Origin of the sequence: Marinobacterium alkalitolerans (genome assembly GCF_017776525.1) — a bacterium.
GTDB lineage: Bacteria > Pseudomonadota > Gammaproteobacteria > Pseudomonadales > Balneatricaceae > Marinobacterium > Marinobacterium alkalitolerans.
Genome location: NZ_JACVEW010000004.1, coordinates 160,068 through 178,198 on the forward strand (window position 1 = coordinate 160,068; position 18,131 = coordinate 178,198).

20 protein-coding genes and 2 tRNA genes are annotated in these 18,131 nt (G+C 60.2%); 16 read left to right on the forward strand and 6 right to left on the reverse strand.

The window, feature by feature from the left end; translation table 11 throughout:
* The first annotated feature begins 59 nt into the window (after positions 1-59).
* From H9C73_RS04145 to H9C73_RS04165, 5 genes are all read left to right on the forward strand, one after another.
* The gene (locus H9C73_RS04145) at positions 60-848 is read left to right on the forward strand and encodes a YbaY family lipoprotein (RefSeq protein WP_209286525.1); all 789 of its coding nucleotides are present in this window, start codon (positions 60-62) and stop codon (positions 846-848) included.
* A gap of 192 nt (positions 849-1,040) precedes the next feature.
* The gene (locus H9C73_RS04150) at positions 1,041-1,325 is read left to right on the forward strand and encodes an HvfA family oxazolone/thioamide-modified RiPP metallophore (RefSeq protein WP_209286526.1); all 285 of its coding nucleotides are present in this window, start codon (positions 1,041-1,043) and stop codon (positions 1,323-1,325) included.
* Between the two features lie 56 nt (positions 1,326-1,381).
* Positions 1,382-2,230 carry an HvfB family MNIO-type RiPP peptide maturase gene (locus H9C73_RS04155; RefSeq protein WP_209286527.1) on the forward strand — a complete coding sequence of 283 codons (849 nt, stop codon included), beginning with the start codon at positions 1,382-1,384 and terminating at the stop codon, positions 2,228-2,230.
* The gene (locus H9C73_RS04160) at positions 2,211-3,008 is read left to right on the forward strand and encodes an HvfC family RiPP maturation protein (RefSeq protein WP_209286528.1); all 798 of its coding nucleotides are present in this window, start codon (positions 2,211-2,213) and stop codon (positions 3,006-3,008) included. The genes H9C73_RS04155 and H9C73_RS04160 overlap by 20 nt, the downstream gene beginning before the upstream one ends.
* Positions 3,005-3,628 carry an HvfX family Cu-binding RiPP maturation protein gene (locus H9C73_RS04165; RefSeq protein ID WP_209286529.1) on the forward strand — a complete coding sequence of 208 codons (624 nt, stop codon included), beginning with the start codon at positions 3,005-3,007 and terminating at the stop codon, positions 3,626-3,628. The genes H9C73_RS04160 and H9C73_RS04165 overlap by 4 nt, the downstream gene beginning before the upstream one ends.
* Here H9C73_RS04165 and H9C73_RS04170 read toward each other — a convergent pair.
* Complete coding sequence (locus H9C73_RS04170) at positions 3,620-4,573, reverse strand: AEC family transporter (protein ID WP_209286530.1); 954 nt, start codon at positions 4,571-4,573, stop codon at positions 3,620-3,622. The genes H9C73_RS04165 and H9C73_RS04170 overlap by 9 nt on opposite strands.
* A 365-nt stretch (positions 4,574-4,938) precedes the next feature.
* On the opposite strand from H9C73_RS04170, the gene H9C73_RS04175 reads away from it, so the two are divergent.
* From H9C73_RS04175 to H9C73_RS04185, 3 genes are read left to right on the forward strand one after another with little or no spacing between them, the layout of a single operon-like run.
* The gene (locus H9C73_RS04175; protein WP_209286531.1) at positions 4,939-5,835 is read left to right on the forward strand and encodes a DMT family transporter; all 897 of its coding nucleotides are present in this window, start codon (positions 4,939-4,941) and stop codon (positions 5,833-5,835) included.
* A gap of 50 nt (positions 5,836-5,885) precedes the next feature.
* Positions 5,886-6,842 carry an AEC family transporter gene (locus H9C73_RS04180; protein WP_209286532.1) on the forward strand — a complete coding sequence of 319 codons (957 nt, stop codon included), beginning with the start codon at positions 5,886-5,888 and terminating at the stop codon, positions 6,840-6,842.
* 27 nt (positions 6,843-6,869) lie between these two features.
* Entirely contained in the window at positions 6,870-7,490 is a 621-nt protein-coding gene (locus H9C73_RS04185) for an ankyrin repeat domain-containing protein (RefSeq protein ID WP_209286533.1), read from the forward strand.
* Here the strand turns inward: H9C73_RS04185 and H9C73_RS04190 are convergent, their stop codons facing one another.
* Genes H9C73_RS04190 through hemA form a run of 5 tightly spaced genes read right to left on the reverse strand, consistent with a single transcriptional unit; the run spans position 7,491 to position 11,881 of the window.
* Positions 7,491-7,910, reverse strand: coding sequence for a CoA-binding protein (locus H9C73_RS04190; protein WP_209286534.1), 420 nt, complete (start codon positions 7,908-7,910; stop codon positions 7,491-7,493).
* Positions 7,900-8,664: a molybdopterin-synthase adenylyltransferase MoeB gene (moeB, locus tag H9C73_RS04195; RefSeq protein ID WP_209286535.1), complete on the reverse strand. Its 765-nt coding sequence runs from the start codon at positions 8,662-8,664 to the stop codon at positions 7,900-7,902. Before moeB ends, H9C73_RS04190 begins: the two co-directional genes overlap by 11 nt.
* The gene (gene prmC, locus H9C73_RS04200) at positions 8,654-9,508 is read right to left on the reverse strand and encodes a peptide chain release factor N(5)-glutamine methyltransferase (protein ID WP_209286536.1); all 855 of its coding nucleotides are present in this window, start codon (positions 9,506-9,508) and stop codon (positions 8,654-8,656) included. Before prmC ends, moeB begins: the two co-directional genes overlap by 11 nt.
* On the reverse strand, positions 9,501-10,586 hold the full coding sequence (gene prfA / locus H9C73_RS04205) for a peptide chain release factor 1 (RefSeq protein ID WP_209286537.1): 1,086 nt from the start codon (positions 10,584-10,586) through the stop codon (positions 9,501-9,503). Before prfA ends, prmC begins: the two co-directional genes overlap by 8 nt.
* Positions 10,587-10,612: 26 nt before the next feature.
* Complete coding sequence (gene hemA / locus H9C73_RS04210) at positions 10,613-11,881, reverse strand: glutamyl-tRNA reductase (RefSeq protein WP_209286538.1); 1,269 nt, start codon at positions 11,879-11,881, stop codon at positions 10,613-10,615.
* 192 nt (positions 11,882-12,073) lie between these two features.
* On the opposite strand from hemA, the gene H9C73_RS04215 reads away from it, so the two are divergent.
* The 8 genes from H9C73_RS04215 to H9C73_RS04250 all read left to right on the forward strand — a co-directional run bounded on the left by H9C73_RS04215 (position 12,074) and on the right by H9C73_RS04250 (position 18,131).
* Positions 12,074-13,795: a tetratricopeptide repeat protein gene (locus tag H9C73_RS04215; protein WP_209286539.1), complete on the forward strand. Its 1,722-nt coding sequence runs from the start codon at positions 12,074-12,076 to the stop codon at positions 13,793-13,795.
* Complete coding sequence (gene lolB, locus H9C73_RS04220) at positions 13,792-14,355, forward strand: lipoprotein insertase outer membrane protein LolB (RefSeq protein WP_209286540.1); 564 nt, start codon at positions 13,792-13,794, stop codon at positions 14,353-14,355. Before H9C73_RS04215 ends, lolB begins: the two co-directional genes overlap by 4 nt.
* A gap of 110 nt (positions 14,356-14,465) precedes the next feature.
* Positions 14,466-14,540, forward strand: a tRNA-Gln gene (locus H9C73_RS04225).
* Positions 14,541-14,604: 64 nt separating this feature from the next.
* A complete protein-coding gene (locus H9C73_RS04230) occupies positions 14,605-15,546 on the forward strand; it encodes a ribose-phosphate pyrophosphokinase (RefSeq protein WP_209286541.1) in 942 nt (313 codons plus the stop codon).
* Positions 15,547-15,665: 119 nt separating this feature from the next.
* Positions 15,666-16,256, forward strand: coding sequence for a 50S ribosomal protein L25/general stress protein Ctc (locus H9C73_RS04235; RefSeq protein WP_209286542.1), 591 nt, complete (start codon positions 15,666-15,668; stop codon positions 16,254-16,256).
* 21 nt (positions 16,257-16,277) lie between these two features.
* Positions 16,278-16,865 carry an aminoacyl-tRNA hydrolase gene (pth, locus tag H9C73_RS04240; protein WP_209286543.1) on the forward strand — a complete coding sequence of 196 codons (588 nt, stop codon included), beginning with the start codon at positions 16,278-16,280 and terminating at the stop codon, positions 16,863-16,865.
* Positions 16,866-16,885: 20 nt separating this feature from the next.
* Positions 16,886-17,977, forward strand: a complete 1,092-nt coding sequence (gene ychF, locus H9C73_RS04245; RefSeq protein ID WP_209286544.1) for a redox-regulated ATPase YchF — start codon at positions 16,886-16,888, stop codon at positions 17,975-17,977.
* Between the two features lie 77 nt (positions 17,978-18,054).
* Positions 18,055-18,131, forward strand: a tRNA-Met gene (locus H9C73_RS04250).

An 18,131-nucleotide genomic window follows, 5' to 3' on the forward strand; every position in this document is an offset into this window, starting at 1 on the left:
GGAACCCCTGTCGGCCAAACCGGTCACAAGGCCGACTATTGGCAAGGAGACCCAAGATCATGTTCCTTCATCGTAGAGGTTACCTGACCTCAGTACTGGCCGCCACGCTCCTGTTGCAGGGCTGTTCGGTGCTGGAAAACGCAGTCCCCACCCCCGACATTCAGGTGGCCGGTCAGGCCCTGTACCGTGAGCGCATGCAGCTGCCCCCCGATGCGACAGTGGAGATCCGGCTGGAGGACGTATCCCGGGCCGATGCTGCGGCCGAGCTGCTGGCACAGCGTCATCTGGAAGCACCGGGTGCTCCACCCTATGATTTCCGCTTTTCTCTCGACCCGGACCAGTTCACACCGGGTCACCGTTACAGCCTGCGTGCCAGTATCCGGCAGGACGGACGCCTGCTGTTTACCACTGATCAGCACTACCCGGTCCCCGCGGACAAAAGCTCCAGCCATCAGCTGATCATGAAGCAGGTGCAGACCGAAGCCGCACCCGCTCCCCGAGCCGGCCTGATAAATACCTACTGGAAACTGGTGCAACTGAACGGCCAACCGGTTCAGGCAGAGGACGGCCAACGCGAGCCTCACCTGACGCTCAGACCGGATGGGCGCCTGCAAGGACACTCTGGTTGTAACCAGTTCATGGGCCAATACCGCCTGACTGCCAACAGCCTGCAGCTGGGCCCCATCGCCGGCACGCTGCGTGCCTGTGCCACCGGTGCAAAAACGGAACAGACGCTGCTGCAACTGCTGCAGGGTGAGGTGCACTGGTCCATTCAGCAGGATGAGCTGCGCCTTCAGGACTCCACTGACGCCTTCAGCGCACGGTTCAAGGCGGTTTACCTGCAGTAAGGTTGCACTGAAAGGGCCGCTGATTTCGGCGATCACCCCGTTTTTACGCCTTTTCGGAAGACCCGCACAATTTTTTTAAAAAAGTGTGTAAGGATTCTTCGCCAGCCTCGACTGATCACCAGGAACACAAAACGGCCTCGCATAGTGCAAGGCCGACACGCATAACTGCAACCCAACGTTAAGGTGATCAACATGTCTAAACATAACACTCCCACCATCGCCGCCGTCGGTACCGCTTTCCTGCTCGGCCTGGGCACTACGGCCAGCGCCAGTGCTGCTGAAAATCCCTTTGCCGCTCAGCCCCTGAGCAGCGGCTATGCCGAGCTGGCCGAAGCCAAATGTGGTGAAGCCAAGTGTGGCGCCGACGAGAAGCCCAAGGCCGACCGCGAAGGCAAGTGCGGTGAAGACAAGCCTGCCAAGCCCAAGGCCGACACCGAAGGCAAATGCGGTGAAGCCAAGTGTGGCGGCAACTCCTGAACCCGCTGAGGCAACCGGCTCCTGATGGAGCCGGTGCCCCTTGAACCGGAGGTCAGATGTCTATTACCCAACCATCCATTGAAGGCACCGGGCTGGGCCTGAGGCGCAGCATGCTCAGGGAGCTGCCCGAGGCGGACCTGAGCGCGGTGGACTTTTTCGAGGTCGCACCGGAAAACTGGATGCAGATGGGGGGGCGACTGGGACGGCAGTTCCGCGCCCTCACCGAAGCTCACCCATTTTCCGCACACGGCCTGTCCTTGTCTCTGGGGGGACCGGAGCCACTGGATATGGATTTTGTCGATGCGGTTGGCCGCTTTCTGGACCAGCACGGCATCGTACTGTACAGCGAACACCTCAGCAGCTGCAGCGACCACGGCCATCTGTACGACCTGATGCCGATTCCCTTTACGGCAGAGGCCGTCCACCATGTTGCCGCACGCATTCGTCAGGTACAGGACCGGCTGCAGCGCCGCATCGCAATCGAAAATGTCAGTTACTACACCCCGCTGGCAACCGAACTCAGCGAGCTGGAGTTTACCCGCGCCGTGCTAGAAGAGGCAGACTGCGATCTGCTGCTGGATGTGAACAACATCTACGTCAACAGCATCAACCACCGATATGACGCCAACACCTTTCTGCAGGCCATGCCGGCGGAACGGGTGGTGTGCATACACGTGGCCGGCCACTATCAGGACGCCGAGGATCTCCTCATCGATACCCACGGCGCCCCGGTGATCGACCCGGTCTGGTCACTGCTGGAGCAGGCCTATGCCCACGCGGGGCCTGTGGCCACATTGCTGGAGCGCGACTTCAACCTGCCGCCCCTTGCCGAGCTGTTGCAGGAAGTCGATCAAATCCGGCGTTACCAACAGGGAGCAGCCCGCCATGAACGCCTCAGTGCCTGAGCCCGATTTCAAACAGCGCCAGCGCCGCTTTGCCGACCAGATCCGCAACCCGAACCAGCCCTTGCCCGAAGGTATAGAGCCACGCCGGATGCAGGTGTACACGGAACTGTTTTTCAACAATCTGGCCGGCTTTCTCGAGGGCGCGTTTCCAGTCTATCGCAGTCTGTGCAGCGACCGTTTCTGGGCAGACGAGGTGCGCGGTTTCATGCAGCACTACTCGGCCCAGAGCCCGCTCTTTCGCAACCTGGCACAGGCCTACCGGGAGTACGTGGAGCAGCAGCGCCCCCCGCGCAGCGAGGATCCGCCCTTCCTGCAGGAGCTGCTGCACTATGAATGGGTTGAGCTGGCACTGGATATCGACGAAGCGGACCCGTTTGAATCAATACCGCCTTCCCTGCCTGATGCCGAGCAGCTGCTTAGAGAGCATCCCCGGGTATCGCCACTGGCCTGGTCGTTCTGCTATCGATGGCCGGTGCATCACATCTTTCGGGACTATCAGCCCACGCAGCCACCCGAACAGTCCAGCTGGCTGCTGGTGTACCGCACTCGGCAGGATGAAGTGAAGTTCATGGAACTGAATGCCGTCAGTGCTCGGTTGCTCTGGCTGTTGAGCGAGCAGCCGGGAATCAGCGGTGCCCGGGCACTGGAGCAGATCGCCACCGAGCTGGACCACCTGGCAAAAGACACCGTCATTCAGGGCGGGCTTCAACTGCTGCATCAATTTGCGGAAAACGACATTGTACTGGGGACAACTCCCTGTCAGGAGACTGCATCATGAACCGCCTGACCACCGCGTATCGCCCCTTTCAAACAGCCCTGCAACACCTGCAGTGGGGCGATGGCATAGCCCCTTTGCTGATACGACTCTACCTGGCCCCCATCATGCTGCAGGCGGGCTGGAACAAGCTGAGCCATTTTGAGGACACAGCCGCCTGGTTCGGCAACCCGGACTGGGGGCTTGGATTGCCCTTCCCGGAGCTGATGGCCGCACTGGCCGCCGGGACCGAATTCTTCGGTGGCATACTGTTACTGATCGGTTTCGCCGTACGCTGGATCAGCATTCCTCTGATGATCACCATGCTGGTCGCTGCCCTGACGGTACACTGGAGCAACGGCTGGCTGGCCATTGCTGACAGCAGCAGCTGGCTGGCCAATGAACGGGTCATGGAAGCGGCCGAACGCCTTCAGCGCGCCCGAGCCATCCTGCAGGAGCACGGCCATTACGACTGGCTGACAGGCCGGGGCTCTGTCGTCATCCTGAATAACGGCATCGAGTTTGCCGCCACTTACTTCGTCATGCTGCTGAGCCTCTTTTTCACCGGCGCCGGGCGTTTCACCAGCGTTGATTACTGGCTGGCACGCCGTACCGGTCTGGGGGTGCGTACTCCCTCAGAATGACAGCGGCAACATGCCGGCCACTCCCAGCAGTATCAGCACCAGATTCACGCTGATGAAGGAAAGGGCGGTGGCCACCACCAACGCGGGGGCACAGAGCGCGGATTGCCCATAGCGAGCCCCCAGCAGCGACAGCACGCTGGCCATCGGCATGGCCGCCATCAGGATGGTGATCGCCTGCATGGCAGGATCAAAGTCCGGCAGCATCCAGACCGTCAGTGCCATGATAGCCGGATGCAGCAACAACTTGCTGACCGCCATCTGACTGATATCCACGGCACGCCCTTGCATCGAACTGCTCACCAGACTGCCGCCGATGACAAACAGTGCCACGGCCGCTGCCGAGCGCCCCAGCATGCCTACCGTCTGTTCAAGGGCTTCCGGCAACTCGAACTCCAGCCAGGACACCAGTAGCCCGGCCGCGATCGCCAGCACCAGCGGATTGGCCAGGGTTCGTTTCAGTAACTGAAGGGCCCGGCGCCCCGCCCCGGCCTCGCCGGTGCACAACTCGGCCAGCAACAGACCCAGTGGAATCAGCAACAACAGATCCACCAGCATGCTGAGCGCCACCGCCACGGCGGCAGCGGAGCCAAAAATCTCACCGGCAACAGCCAGACCGATAAAGGCACTGTTGGCCAGGGTTGCCCCAAGCCCCTGAAACGCCGACTCCCAACAGCTCAGCTTGCGCAGGCGTGCACTGAACGCAAAGGCGATCACCAGCATCAGTACCGATCCCAGCGCATAGGCACGCAGGTAGTCAAGATTCAGCGATTCTTCCACCGGACGGCTTGCCATGGACTGAAACAGCAATGCCGGCAACGCCAGCTTGATGACGTAACTGCCCAGCGACGGCAGCGCCGACTCACTGACCCAACCGGCGCGGACCGCAAAGAATCCGACCGCGATGAGCAGAAAGATGGGCAGGGTAAGAAGAAACAGCTGAAGCATCGAACCTCCTAAATAATTAACATATTAACTAATAAGGTGTATTGTGCATTTTTTGCTCAGCACGCTGAAGCGATTAATTCTCAGCTGTTCGGTGCATTTTTTTCATGGTTGACCGCCCCGAATGGATGAAGGATGATGATCGCTCTTTGATCAGGACGTAATACATGCAGCGCAACGGCTTCACTCTGGATACCACCGGATGGATGAAAGCTTTCGGGATGCCACCGAAGGCCTGCCCGTGCCCGCGCAAATATGCGCCTCCCTCGCTGCCATGCCCTGATCAACACTGATTTCATTGATTCAAGGCCGCAGCTGTTTCTGCGGCCTTGGTCGCTGAAACTGCGGCCGACTGACAAGGAGCGGTTATGTCGGTACCCATTTCATATCTGGCCGTGGTGATCATCTGGTCCACCACCCCCCTCACCATTGCCTGGAGCAGCGAGTCGGTCGATCCGGTATTGGCCGCCGGTATTCGCATGGCGATCGCGGCCGTTCTGGGCCTTGGCTTGATGGCCGTGCTGCGCACACCATTGCCGCTGCACTGGCGTGCCCAGAAAACCTACGCCTGTGCGGCTATCGGGGTGTTTGGGGCCATGTGCTGTGCCTATCTGGCGTCCCGCTTCGTCCCCTCAGGGCTGATTTCGATCATGTTCGGACTGGCTCCGATTCTGTCCGCCATTCTGGGTCAGTGGCTGCTGCAGGAACCGGCCTTTCAGCTGTACCGCTGGGCTGCCTGCCTGCTGGCATTTGCAGGTTTGGGGGTCATCTTCACCGATGATGTGGCTCTGGGGCAGGACAGCCTGCCCGGGCTGTTGCTGCTGTTGCTGGCGGTCACGCTGTTCAGCCTGAGCGCGGTGCTGGTCAAGCGCTGCGATGGACGGCTCAACCCGCTGGCACACACGGTGGGTGCGCTGATCTGGTCATTGCCCGGCTTTGCCATCACCGGCTGGCTGATTGACACCGACCCGCTGGTGATTGATCTGGCCAGCCGCTCGTTCTGGTCCATTCTGTATCTGGCTATTTTCGGCTCACTGCTGGGCTTCGTCAGTTACTTCCATGTCCTGCGCCACCTGCCGCCCAGCACCGTGGCGCTGGTGACGCTGATCACGCCGGTGTTTGCGCTGATGCTGGGCCACCTGCTCAACGACGAGCCTCTCACCGCCGGGCTCTGGCAGGGCTGTCTGCTGGTCGTTGCAGGGCTGGGCCTGTTTTTCTGGGGCCACCGGTTACAGCCGTCGCTGAACCGCCAGTCCAGCAAATAGGCACTCAATGAAGTACTATACTCACCCTTTTTCGCAGCCGGAGTGATGCCTTGAATCTCTACCTGCAAACGCTGGGGTATACCGCCAATATTGTTGCCCCCATTTTCTTTATCCTGTTCCTGGGCTATCTGCTGCGCCGCATGCGGCTGATTGATGACGCCTTCGTTGCCACCGGCTCCAGGCTGGTGTTCGTGATTACTCTGCCGGCGCTGGTGTTCATGTCCATTGCCCGCATGGATTTTCAGGCGGTCTTCAACCCACAGCAGCTGCTCTATGTCCTGATCACCATCGGCGTCAGTTTTGCGCTGATCTGGTGGCTGGCGGCACGCTGGATCAAGGCCCCGGAGGATCTGGGTGTCTTTATTCAGGGGGCCTTTCGCAGTAACTACGGCATCATTGGACTGGCGGTCAGCTTTAACCTGTTCGGCGACGCCGGACTGGCACAGGCATCGCTGCTGCTGGCACTGGTCATTCCGCTGTTCAACGTGCTGTCTATTCTCTGCCTCAGCCTGCCGATGCAGCGCAGCGAAAGCATGAAACTGAGCCAGACCCTGCTGGAAGTGCTCAAGAACCCGCTGATTTTGGCGGTGCTCTTCGCCCTGCCGGTCTCCTGGTTCGGCCTGCAACTGCCCCAGGTGGTCGCCAAGACCGGTACCTATTTCGCCAATCTGACCCTGCCGCTGGCCCTGCTGACCATCGGGGCATCCCTGAACATGAAGAGCCTGCACGACACTTCGGCACAGGCGTTCTGGGCTACGGCACTGAAACTGGTGATTCTGCCGCTGGTACTGACCTTTGGTGCCTGGCTGTATGGATTCGAGGGGCAGGATCTGGCGATTCTGATGGTGCTGTTCGGCTGCCCAACCGCTGCCGCCAGTTTTGTGATGGCCAAGGCGATGGGCGGCAACGCACAGCTGGCGGCCAATATCGTGTTGACCACCACGCTGGGCTCGGTGCTGACCCTCAGTGGTGGCATCTATCTGCTGCGCCTGCTGGCCGTGATCTGATAACGCAACACCGGGGTAGAAAACTGCATGCTGAAGTCACTGTTCAACTCCCCTCAACAGCGCCTGATCAAGGCGATCCAGTCCGGTGATCCGGACAAGGTGGCGCGTTTGCTGCCCAAACTGGCGCCGGATGACCTCTGTGCCCCGGATGATGACGGGGTGCACGCACTTGAGCATGCGCTTCAGGCCGATACTGTCCGGATACTGACGCTGCTGCTGAACAAGACCGCCTCGCCCCTGCCGGCCGGTCGCTGTGGCACGCCACTGATCGTGCTGGCTCTGCAATATGAGGACAGCCTGCCGCGTATAAACGCTTTGCTGCAGGCAGGAGAAGATGCCAACCTCAGTCATGAGGGGCAGCCACTGCTGCACCACTGCGCCCGCTATTGCACACCTCAGCGGCTGATGGTGCATGTGAGCCGGTTGCTGGAATACGGCGCCGACATCAACGCTGCAGATGAAGCCGGTATGACCCTGATGGAGAAATTGATGCCCCGGGGCGATCAGGCCCTGCTACAGTTTCTGATCCAGTCAGGGGCCGAATGTGAGGAAGCCTGGCTGGAGCAGCTGGACGATCAGGCCCTGGCGGCCCAGCTCAGGCGTATTCGTGAAGATCTGCGCATCCGGCAGATGATGCTGGGCGGCTGATCAGGCCGCCGCGTTAACGCCCAGGCGCGGAATCTCGATGGCCGGGCAGCGGTCCATCACCACGGCAAGCCCTGCGGCTTCCGCGCGTTCGGCGGCCGCTTCGTTAATCACGCCAAGCTGCAACCAGACCGCCGGTGCGCCCGCCTCGATCGCTTCATCCACCACATAGCCCGCTTCAACCGAGTTGCGGAAAATATCCACCAGATCCACCGGCTCAGCAATATCAGCCAAGGTGGCAACCACCGGCTGCCCAAGCACTTCCTGTCCCGCCAGTGCCGGGTTGACCGGAATCACCTCATAGCCGCTTTCCAGCAAAAAGGACATGACCTGATAGCTGGCACGGTGGGGCTTGGCGCTGGCTCCCACCAGCGCGATGCGGCGCGTGCGCTCCAGCAGGGACTTGATTTGGTTATCCTGCATGGCGATTCTCTCCTCTGCAAACAGGGCATTCGGGATCAGGGCGCAGTTTGAGGCTGCGCCATTGCATTCGCTGTCCATCCAGCAACAGCAGTCGACCGGTCAGGCTTTCGCCCACACCGGCCAACAACTTCAGCGCTTCCATCGCCTGCATACTGCCGATAATCCCCACTAGCGGCGGGAATACACCGGATTCGCTGCAACTGAGCGCCTCGTCATCGCCGGTGCGATACAGGCACTGGTAGCAGGGTGAGCCCGGATCACGCGGATCGTACACGCTGATCTGACCATCAAAGCGAATGGCCGCACCGGAGACCAGCGGGGTGCCACTTTCAAAGCAGGCACGGTTGAGGGCAAAGCGCGTCTTGAAGTTGTCGCTGCAGTCCAGCACCAGGTCCACGCCTTCCACCTGCTGTTGCAGGTCGTGACCATCAAGACGTTCAGCACGTGCAGTGACGCGCACATGAGGATTCATGGCCTTCAGCCGTGCCGCCGCCGATTCCACCTTGGGCTGCCCACACGCCGCATCGTCATGGATAATCTGACGCTGCAGGTTGCTGACCTCTACGTGGTCATCGTCTACCAGCACCAGCTCACCGACACCGGCGGCTGCCAGGTAGGCAGCCGCCGGTCCGCCCAGACCGCCCAGCCCCAGAATGAGGACTCGTGCCTGGCGCCAGGCCTCCTGACCGGCCACGTCCACCTCCGGCAGCATGATGCTGCGGCTGTAACGCATCAATTCCTGATCATTCATCATGTTGCTTTCCTCGCCAGCGGCCCTGCGTCACCCGCTCGTTGCCCCCCAGATCTCGCACCGTTGCAACCTCGTCATAGCCCAGCGCCGCCAGACATGCGCGCACCTGTTCTCCCTGATCATAGCCATGCTCAAACAGCAGCCAGCCACCGTCCAGCAAATAGCCGGGGGCCTGCTGTGCAATCTGGCGAATATCCGCCATGCCTTCTTCTTCGGCAACCAGCGCACTCAGAGGTTCAAAACGGACATCGCCCTGCTGCAGGTGCGGGTCCGAAGGGTCGATATAGGGGGGATTGCTGACCAGCATGTCGAAACGCCCGATCAGGGGCTCACACCAGGAGCCCTGCAATACGGTCACATTCGACAGCGCGTTGTGCTCTGCGTTGTCTCTGGCCAGCGCCACGGCGCCCGGGTGACGATCGGTTGCCACCACTTCCCATTGCGGCCGTTCCACAGCCAGTGCCAGCGCAATGGCCCCCGTACCGGTCCCGAGGTCAGCCACGCGTGCCGGACGGTTTGGCAGCAGCGCCAGTGCCTGCTCCACCAGTCGTTCGGTATCGGGGCGCGGGATCAGGGTATCGGGGCTGACCTTCAGCCTCAGTGTCCAGAAATCGCGGTAGCCCAGCAGGTGTGCCACGGGTTCACCCTGAATACGGCGGGCCAGCAGCTGCTCAAAGCGCTGCTGCTCCGACGCGCTGAGCAGGTGCTCAGGCCAGGTAAACAGAAAACTGCGCGGTTTGCCGAGCACCTCACACAGCAGCAGCTCCACATCCAGTCGCGGGCTCTCGCTGCAATCGGCCAGTTGCTCGGCTCGGGCCAGTGCCGCCGCCACACTCGGTTCAGTCATTGGACAGGCTGCTGAGCTGTTCGGCCTGATATTCGTTGCGAAGCGGCTGAATCACCTGATCCAGATCGCCGGCGATCACTTCATTGAGGCGATACAGCGTCAGGTTGATGCGGTGGTCCGTCAACCGGCCCTGAGGAAAGTTATAGGTGCGGATACGTTCGGAACGGTCGCCGGACCCGACCAGACTTTTACGGGTGCTGGCCTGCTCGGCCTGCTGTTTATCCAGCTCGGCCTGCTGCAGACGTGACGCCAGCAGGGCCATCGCCTTGGCGCGGTTCTTGTGCTGCGAGCGTTCTTCCTGACACTCCACCACCAGCCCGGTCGGCAGGTGGGTGATGCGGATGGCAGAGTCGGTCTTGTTGACGTGCTGACCACCGGCGCCCGACGCACGGTAGGTGTCGATACGCAGGTCGGCCTTGTTGATTTCCACCTCGGCCGACTCATCCATCTCCGGCATCACCGCCACGGTGCAGGCCGAGGTATGAATACGCCCCTGGGATTCGGTTTCCGGCACACGCTGAACACGGTGCGCCCCGGACTCAAACTTGAGGTGGGCATAGACGCCGTCACCGGCCACCCGGCTGATGATCTCCTTGTAACCGCCATGTTCCCCTTCGCTGGCGCTGATCACTTCGACCCGCCAGCCCTTCTGCTCGGCGTAGCGCGAGTACATGCGGAACAGGTCGCCCGAGAAAATGGCCGCCTCGTCGCCACCGGTACCGGCACGGATTTCGAGGAATACATTGCGGTGGTCATTGGGATCACGCGGCAACAGCAGAACCTGCAGCTCGGCTTCCAGCGCCTCGATCTGTGCCTGCGCAGCTTCGATCTCTTCCTGCGCCATCGCTTTCATCTCGGGATCGTCTTCATCCAGCATCTGCTGTGCCGATTCCAGATCCTCGCCGGCCTGACGCCAGGCCGAAAAGGCCTTGGTCACCTCCTCCAGCTCGCTGTACTCGCGTGAGTAGTCACGAAAACGTGTCTGATCGGCGATGACATCGGGTTCACTCAAGAGGGCCGCCAGCTCTTCGTGGCGATCACACAGACTCTCCAGCTTGGCGATGATGGATGCTTTCATGCAGCGCGTACTCCTGTCACAGGCACTCAGTCGCGGTTATCGTTCTCGTCCAGCTGATACAGCTCCTGCACCAGCTCAAGCAGGTCAGAGCGCCCATCCGAAGAAGCCTTGCGTAGCTGGACCGTAGGCTGGTGCAACAGCTTGTTGGTCAGGCCATGGGCCAGCCGCTGCAACACCTCTTCCGGGTCCTTGCCGTTTTTGAGCTGCTTGCGTGACTTCTCCAGCTCCTGCTGAGCCACGGCTACCGCCTGTTCACGCAGCAGGCGCAGCGTCGCCACGGCATCCAGCTCACGCAACTGGCGCATGTACTCCAGCGCCCCCGTTTCAATGATGCCTTCAGCTTCGCTGGCTGCGCTCTGGCGCTCACGCTGGTTTTCTTCGATGACTTCACGCAGGTCGTCAACGGTATAGAGGTAGACATCATCCAGATCGCCTACCTGGGGTTCGATATCACGCGGGACCGCAATATCGACCATGAAGATGGGTCGGTGCTTGCGTTTCTTGAGGGCAGCCTCGACGGCCCCCTTGCCCAGAATGGGCAGCTGACTGGCCGTGGACGCGATCAGAATATCGGTATCGGGCAGCTCGTCGGGAATCTGGCTCAACTCAACCGCTCGGCCATCAAACTCTTCGGCCACCGCCAGCGCACGCGCCAGGGTTCGGTTGGCCACGGTGATCTGCTCCACACCGGCTCGCTTGAGATGACGTGCGACCAGCTCGATGGTTTCACCGGCACCGATCAACAGTGCGCGGCTACTGCTCATGTCGGCGAATATATGCTGCGCCAGATTCACTGCGGCATAGGCCACGGAGACCGGGTTCTGACCGATGGCGGTCTGACTGCGGACCTGCTTGGCGACTGAGAAGGTACTGCGGAACAGGCGTCCCAGCTCGACACTGGCCAGTCCGGCTTCCTGAGCGACCGAATAGGCGGACTTCAACTGCCCCAGAATCTGGGGTTCGCCCAGCACCAGAGAGTCCAGACCACTGGCCACACGCATCATGTGGCGTACCGCGGCTTCATCCCAGTAGGCATAGGAACAGCGCTGCAGCTCATCCACATCCAGACCGTGGTACTGGCCCAGCCACTCCAGCAGTGCACGCGTCCCCTCGATGTCGGTCGCACAGTACAGCTCGGTGCGGTTACAGGTGGAGAGGATGGCAACCTCGTCGAGATTCGCCATGCGTTTTGCTTCCTGAAGCGCCTCGCACAGGGATTCGGGCGCAAAAGCCACACGCTCTCGCACCTCGACGGAAGCCGTTTTGTGATTGATACCTAACGCCAGCAGAGCCATACAGGTTCGCGTCACCCCATTACAGACAAGCGCGTCATGATACACCTTTGCCGCCTCGGGATTAACCCATCCCGGCTTCCTTACCGTACACTGCATAATAAAGGCGCCCATCAGCTGCGCCGGGTCGCCCCATGACAAGCTCGGGGGCTCTACTCTATAGTGGCAAGTTCAACCCTCGGCAGGAACGGAACCGTGAAAAAACTGAGGACGCTCACCAGCCTGATCTGCATTCCGGTACTGCTGGCATCCGGATGTGCCCAGCAGCCCAGCCCAACGGCACCCCAGACGGAGTTACAGCCGTTTGCCAGCTCCCCTCCCGCGCCGGGAGAGCTGAATGCCGACAGTCTGTTTGACCTGCTGACAGCCGAGCTGGCCGGCAAACAGGGCCGCTTTGATCTGGCCCTGAAACGCTATCTGACACAGGCGGAAGTCACCGGCGATGCAGCCGTTGCCGAGCGTGCGACACGCATCGCCCAGTTCCTGCGAGACCCGGAAAAAGTGCTTCAGGCCAGCCAGCTGTGGAGTCGCATCGAGCCGGAGGCACTGGAGCCTCTCCATATTCGCGCCAACATCCTGCTGCACGAGGGTCAGTTCGAGGCGGCAGAACCCCTGCTGGAGCAGGTGCTGGATCAGGGCGGAGACGAAGCCCTGGCCATGATTACCGGGCAGGCCGATGACATGCCGCCGGAGGTAGCACGCCGCTACTACGCACTGCTCACCCGTCTGGGCGCAGACATGCCGGATCGGCTGGACTACCTGCTGGCACGGGTCATGCTGCTGCAGCGCTTGGGTGAGGTCGATACCGCCGCCAAACTGCTGGATCAGGAACTGACACGTGAGCCGACTCAGGCCGAGCTGGCACTGCAGCGTGCCGAGCTGCACCGGCGCCAAGGCGAGCCGCTGAAGGGACTGGCACTGGTGGAGAAAGCCATGGCCGAAAACCCCGCTCACCCTCGCCTGCCTGCCGTCAGGGCTCAGCTGCTGTTGCTGTCGGGCCAGCATGAGGCGGGCTGGCAAGCAATCAAGCGCGTACTGGCGCAAGAGGACAGCGACCCGCAGCTACAGTTTTACTTTGCCCTGTTGCTGCTGGAAAACGAGCAGCCCGAGCGCAGCCGCATGCTGCTGGAGCAGCTGCTGGAACGGCACCCCGAGAACCCCGAGCCGCACTTTTACCTGGGCGTGATCGCTCAACAGCAGGGGCACCGCAAGCAGGCCATCGACCACTACCTTCAGGTCGAAGAGGGGCCCAACGCCGTGCAGGCATTCAACCGTGCCCTCTCACTCTATGACCAGCCCCAGCAGGCCGCGGATGTGGAGATGCTGATTGAGGACACAGTGGCACGCCACCCGGAGCGCCGGGAAACGCTGACCATCCTGTATGCGGAATGGCTGCAACGCCAGGACCTCATCGACACCGCCAATGAAGTCCTGACCGACGCCATCGAACAGTTGCCCGCCAGTGCCGACCTGCTGTACACCCGTGCCATGATCACGCCGGCCGGTCAGAGTGACGCCATGCTGCGTGACCTGGAGCAGGCCTATACACTCGAGCCCGAGAGCGCCATGATCCAGAACGCACTGGGTTACACCCTGACACTCTATGCGCCCGAGCAGCTTGAACGTGCGCACACTCTGATCAGCCGGGCACTGGAGCAGTCCCCGGAAGACCCTGCCATTCTGGACTCCATGGGCTGGGTTCTGTTCAAGCTGGGGCGCACCGAAGAAGCGTTGAACTTTCTGCAGCGCGCCCATGATGCCTACCCCGATCCGGAAGTACTGGGACACCTGGTTCAGGTGCTCTGGGAGCTGGGCGAGCGTGAACAGGCACGCAACATGCTCGACAAGGGACTGGAGCAGACACCCGACAACCTGCACCTGCTGGAAGCCGCTGACGCGATCAAGGACACGCAATGAGATACTGTTATATCCTGCTGCTGGCTGCCCTGCTGGGCGGGTGCAGCCAGTTGCAGCAACCGCCGATACCCGCCTTTGACCCTCAGGCCGCTGCCAGCCTCGAAACCTGGACTGCCGATGGGCGACTGGGCGTGCGCCTGCCCCATGACAGTTTCAGTGCAGGCATGACCTGGCAGCAGACGGGCGATGACTACCGTATTGCCATCAAGGGGCCTTTGGGGCAGGGCGGGCTGCGCATTGAAGGCAACCGGACCGGCGTCAGTCTGGAACGCTCCGGGGATGACAACGTTTACAGAGCCGATACCCCCGAAGCGCTGATGCAAAAGCTGCTGGGCTGGCACCTGCCTCTGTCGCAGGCCCGCTTCTGGATTCGCGGCCTGCCGGACCCGGCAACAACCTCCTCCCCCCTGCCGTCGCCGGCTCAGGGATTCATCCAGTCCGGCTGGAAAGTGGAATATCAACGCTTCGCTCAGTCCGGTCTGCGCGTACTGCCCGAGAAACTGCGCTTGCAACATCAGGAACTGCGTCTTACGGTTATTATCAGTGACTGGGAGACCTGACAGGTCTGACTCGAAACCCGAGACGAATTTCGCAAGCAGGGGTTGATTTCTACAAGCCACTTGTAGAGAATATGCGCCTTCTTAGCGTGGTTCACACCACAGGAGACGACTGGGGTATCGCCAAGCGGTAAGGCACTGGATTCTGATTCCAGCATGCGCAGGTTCGAATCCTGCTACCCCAGCCATTTACCAATGACTGACTTCCTCTCTACTTCATCAAATTCCGACGCAATCGAGAAGGTAATCGCCGTGTCTAAAATGATGGTCTTCACCGGAAACGCCAATCCGGAGCTGGCTCAGAAAGTTGTCGAACGCCTCGATATCCCGATGGGCAAAGCACATGTAGGCCGTTTCAGTGACGGCGAAGTCAGTGTTGAAATTCAGGAAAATGTCCGCGGCAAGGACGTTTTCATCATTCAGTCCACCTGCGCACCGACCAACGACAACCTGATGGAACTGATCGTGTTCGCTGACGCCATGCGCCGCGCATCCGCAACACGCATCACGGCCGTTATCCCCTACTTCGGCTATGCGCGCCAGGATCGCCGTCCGCGTTCTGCACGTGTCCCCATCAGCGCCAAGGTCGTGGCCAGCATGATCTCCAGCGTCGGCATCGACCGCGTTCTGACCGTCGATCTGCACGCCGACCAGATTCAGGGCTTCTTCGACATTCCGGTCGACAATGTATACGGCTCCCCCATTCTGCTGGATGACATCATCGACCAGCAGTATGAAGACGTGACCGTTGTTTCCCCGGACGTGGGCGGTGTGGTCCGTGCACGTGCCGTTGCCAAGCAGCTGGACTGTGACTTGGCGATCATCGACAAGCGTCGCGAGCGCGCCAACGAAGCGCAGGTGATGAACATCATCGGTGACGTGTCCGGTCGTACCTGCATTCTGGTAGACGACATGTGTGACACCGCCGGCACCCTGTGCAAGGCTGCCAAGGCATTGAAAGACAAGGGCGCTGCCCGTGTCGTGTCTTATGTGACACACCCGGTCCTGTCCGGACCTGCCATCAACAACGTTATCGCCTCGGAGCTGGATGAGCTGGTCGTAACCGACACCATCCCGCTGTCCGAGCAGGCTCAGAAGTGCGACAAGATCCGTCAGATGTCACTGTCGCCGCTGCTGGCCGAAGCAGTCCGTCGTGTCTGCAATGAAGAATCCATCAGTGCCATGTTCCGCTAAGCGGAGGCACTGACCTGCGGGCCTGGCCCGTTAACTTAAGCGACTCCTCGGAGTCATTCACACGCTGCATGCTTCTGGTCGCGGGGGTATGCAGCTTTAATGTATAAGGTAATAAACTCATGGCTAAATTCACTGTTAATGCTGTTGCCCGTGACGATCAGGGGAAAGGTGCGAGCCGCCGCCTGCGTCGTGAAGGTCTGCTTCCGGGCATCATCTACGGTTCTTCTGAACCGAAAGCAATCTCCGTTGTTGCACGCGATCTGTATCGCATGCTGCTGGAAGACGGCTTCTACTCCTCCATCCTGAACCTGAACCTGGATGGCAAGGACGAGCCGGTTATCATCAAGGACCTGCAGCGCCACCCGTCCAAGCCGCTGGTTCTGCACGCTGACTTCCAGCGCATCGACGACAACCAGAAGATCAAGCTGCAGGTACCGCTGAAGTTCGTCAACTTCGAAAAGTCTGCTGCATCCAAGGCGGCTGCCAAGTTCGCTCAGGAAGCATCTACTGTTGAGATCCTGTGCCTGCCGAAGGATCTGCCGGAAGTACTGGAAGTTGATCTGAGCAAAATCGAAATGGGCCAGATTGCCCACCTGTCCGACATTGTGCTGCCGGAAGGTGTTGAGGTCGTTGCCCTGCGTCGCGGTTCTGACCACGACCAGAGTATCGGTTACTGCTACGCACCGCGTGGCGCCAAAGCCGGCAAGTAAGCGTAGACCACAGGCACTGGCATGAAGGACCGGATTCAACTGATCGTCGGTCTCGGCAACCCCGGGACGGAATACAGCCAAACCCGTCACAATGCCGGTGCCCAGCTGGTGGAGCAGCTTGCTGCCCACCAGCACACCCCCCTGCAGCCGGAGAAAAAGTTCTTCGGTCTCTACGGCAAGGTTCTGATCGACCATCGTCCTGTTCATCTGCTGATTCCGACCACTTACATGAATCGCAGTGGCCAGGCTGTCGCCGCACTTGCCAATTTCTACAAGATTCCCACCAGCGATATTCTGGTCGTCCATGACGAACTGGATATCCCACCCGGCACCGCACGCCTGAAACAGGGCGGAGGTCACGGTGGACACAACGGCTTGCGCGACATCATCAGCAAGCTGGGGAACGACCGTAATTTTTACCGTTTGCGTGTTGGTATCGGCCACCCTGGCAGTGCCGCTCAGGTATCCGACTTTGTCCTGAGCAAGGCCCCGGTGCCCGAACGTGACAAGACGCAGGCGGCCATTGACGAAGCACTGAGGTATCTGCCCCTGGCCCTGAACGGGGACTGGGCGAAGGCAATGAATCAGCTGCACAGCTTCAACGGCTAACTTCAACACAGGATCTAAGCATGGGTTTCAAATGCGGTATTGTCGGCCTGCCCAACGTCGGCAAATCTACGCTCTTTAATGCCCTGACCAAGGCGGGCATTGACGCTGAAAACTTCCCTTTCTGCACGATTGAGCCAAATGCCGGTGTAGTACCGATGCCGGATCCGCGCCTCAACGCACTGGCGGAAATCGTCAAGCCCGAGAAGGTGATTCCCACCACCATGGAGTTTGTCGATATCGCCGGACTGGTCGCGGGCGCATCCAAGGGCGAAGGCCTGGGCAACAAGTTCCTCGCCAACATCCGCGAGACAGATGCCATCGCGCACGTAGTACGCTGCTTTGAAGATGACAATGTTATCCACGTGGCCAACCGCATCCACCCGCTGGAAGACATTGAAACCATCAATCTGGAACTGGCTCTGGCCGACCTCGAATCCTGCGAGAAGCAGTTGCAGCGTGTTCAGCGCACTGCCAAGGGCGGTGACAAGGAAGCCATTGCAGCCAAGGCGCTGCTGGAAAAACTGATTCCGCATCTGGAAGAAGGCCAGCCGGTACGTGCCCTGTCGCTGGACGAGAACGAACAGAAGCTGGTGCGCACCTTCCACCTGCTGACCACCAAGCCGACCATGTACATTGCGAACGTCTCCGAGGACGGTTTCGACGACAACCCTTACCTGGATCAGGTGAAGGAGCTTGCCGCATCCGAAGGCGCTGAAGTGGTCGCCATCTGCAACAAGCTGGAATCCGAAATCTCCGAACTGGAAGATGACGAGAAGCTCGAGTTTCTGCAGGACATGGGCATGGAAGAGCCGGGCCTCGACCGTGTAATCCGCGCCGGGTACAGCCTGCTGGGACTGCAGACCTACTTCACGGCCGGTGTTAAGGAAGTGCGTGCCTGGACCGTCAAGATCGGTGCAACCGCCCCTCAGGCAGCCGGTGTTATCCACACCGACTTCGAGAAGGGTTTCATCCGTGCTGAAGTGATCAGCTATGACGACTTTATCACCCACAAGGGTGAGCAGGGCGCGAAGGATGCAGGCCGCTGGAGACTGGAAGGCAAAGAGTACATCGTACAGGATGGCGATGTGGTCCACTTCCGCTTTAACGTCTGATTTTTTTAAACTTTTTTCGTTCAGGCCGTTGACAGGTTTTTAAAAACAGGGAATAATTCGCGGCCTTGAAAGCAGTTGGCAATGTAGCTCAGTTGGTTAGAGCATCGCATTCATAATGCGAGGGTCGCAGGTTCGAGTCCCGCCATTGCCACCA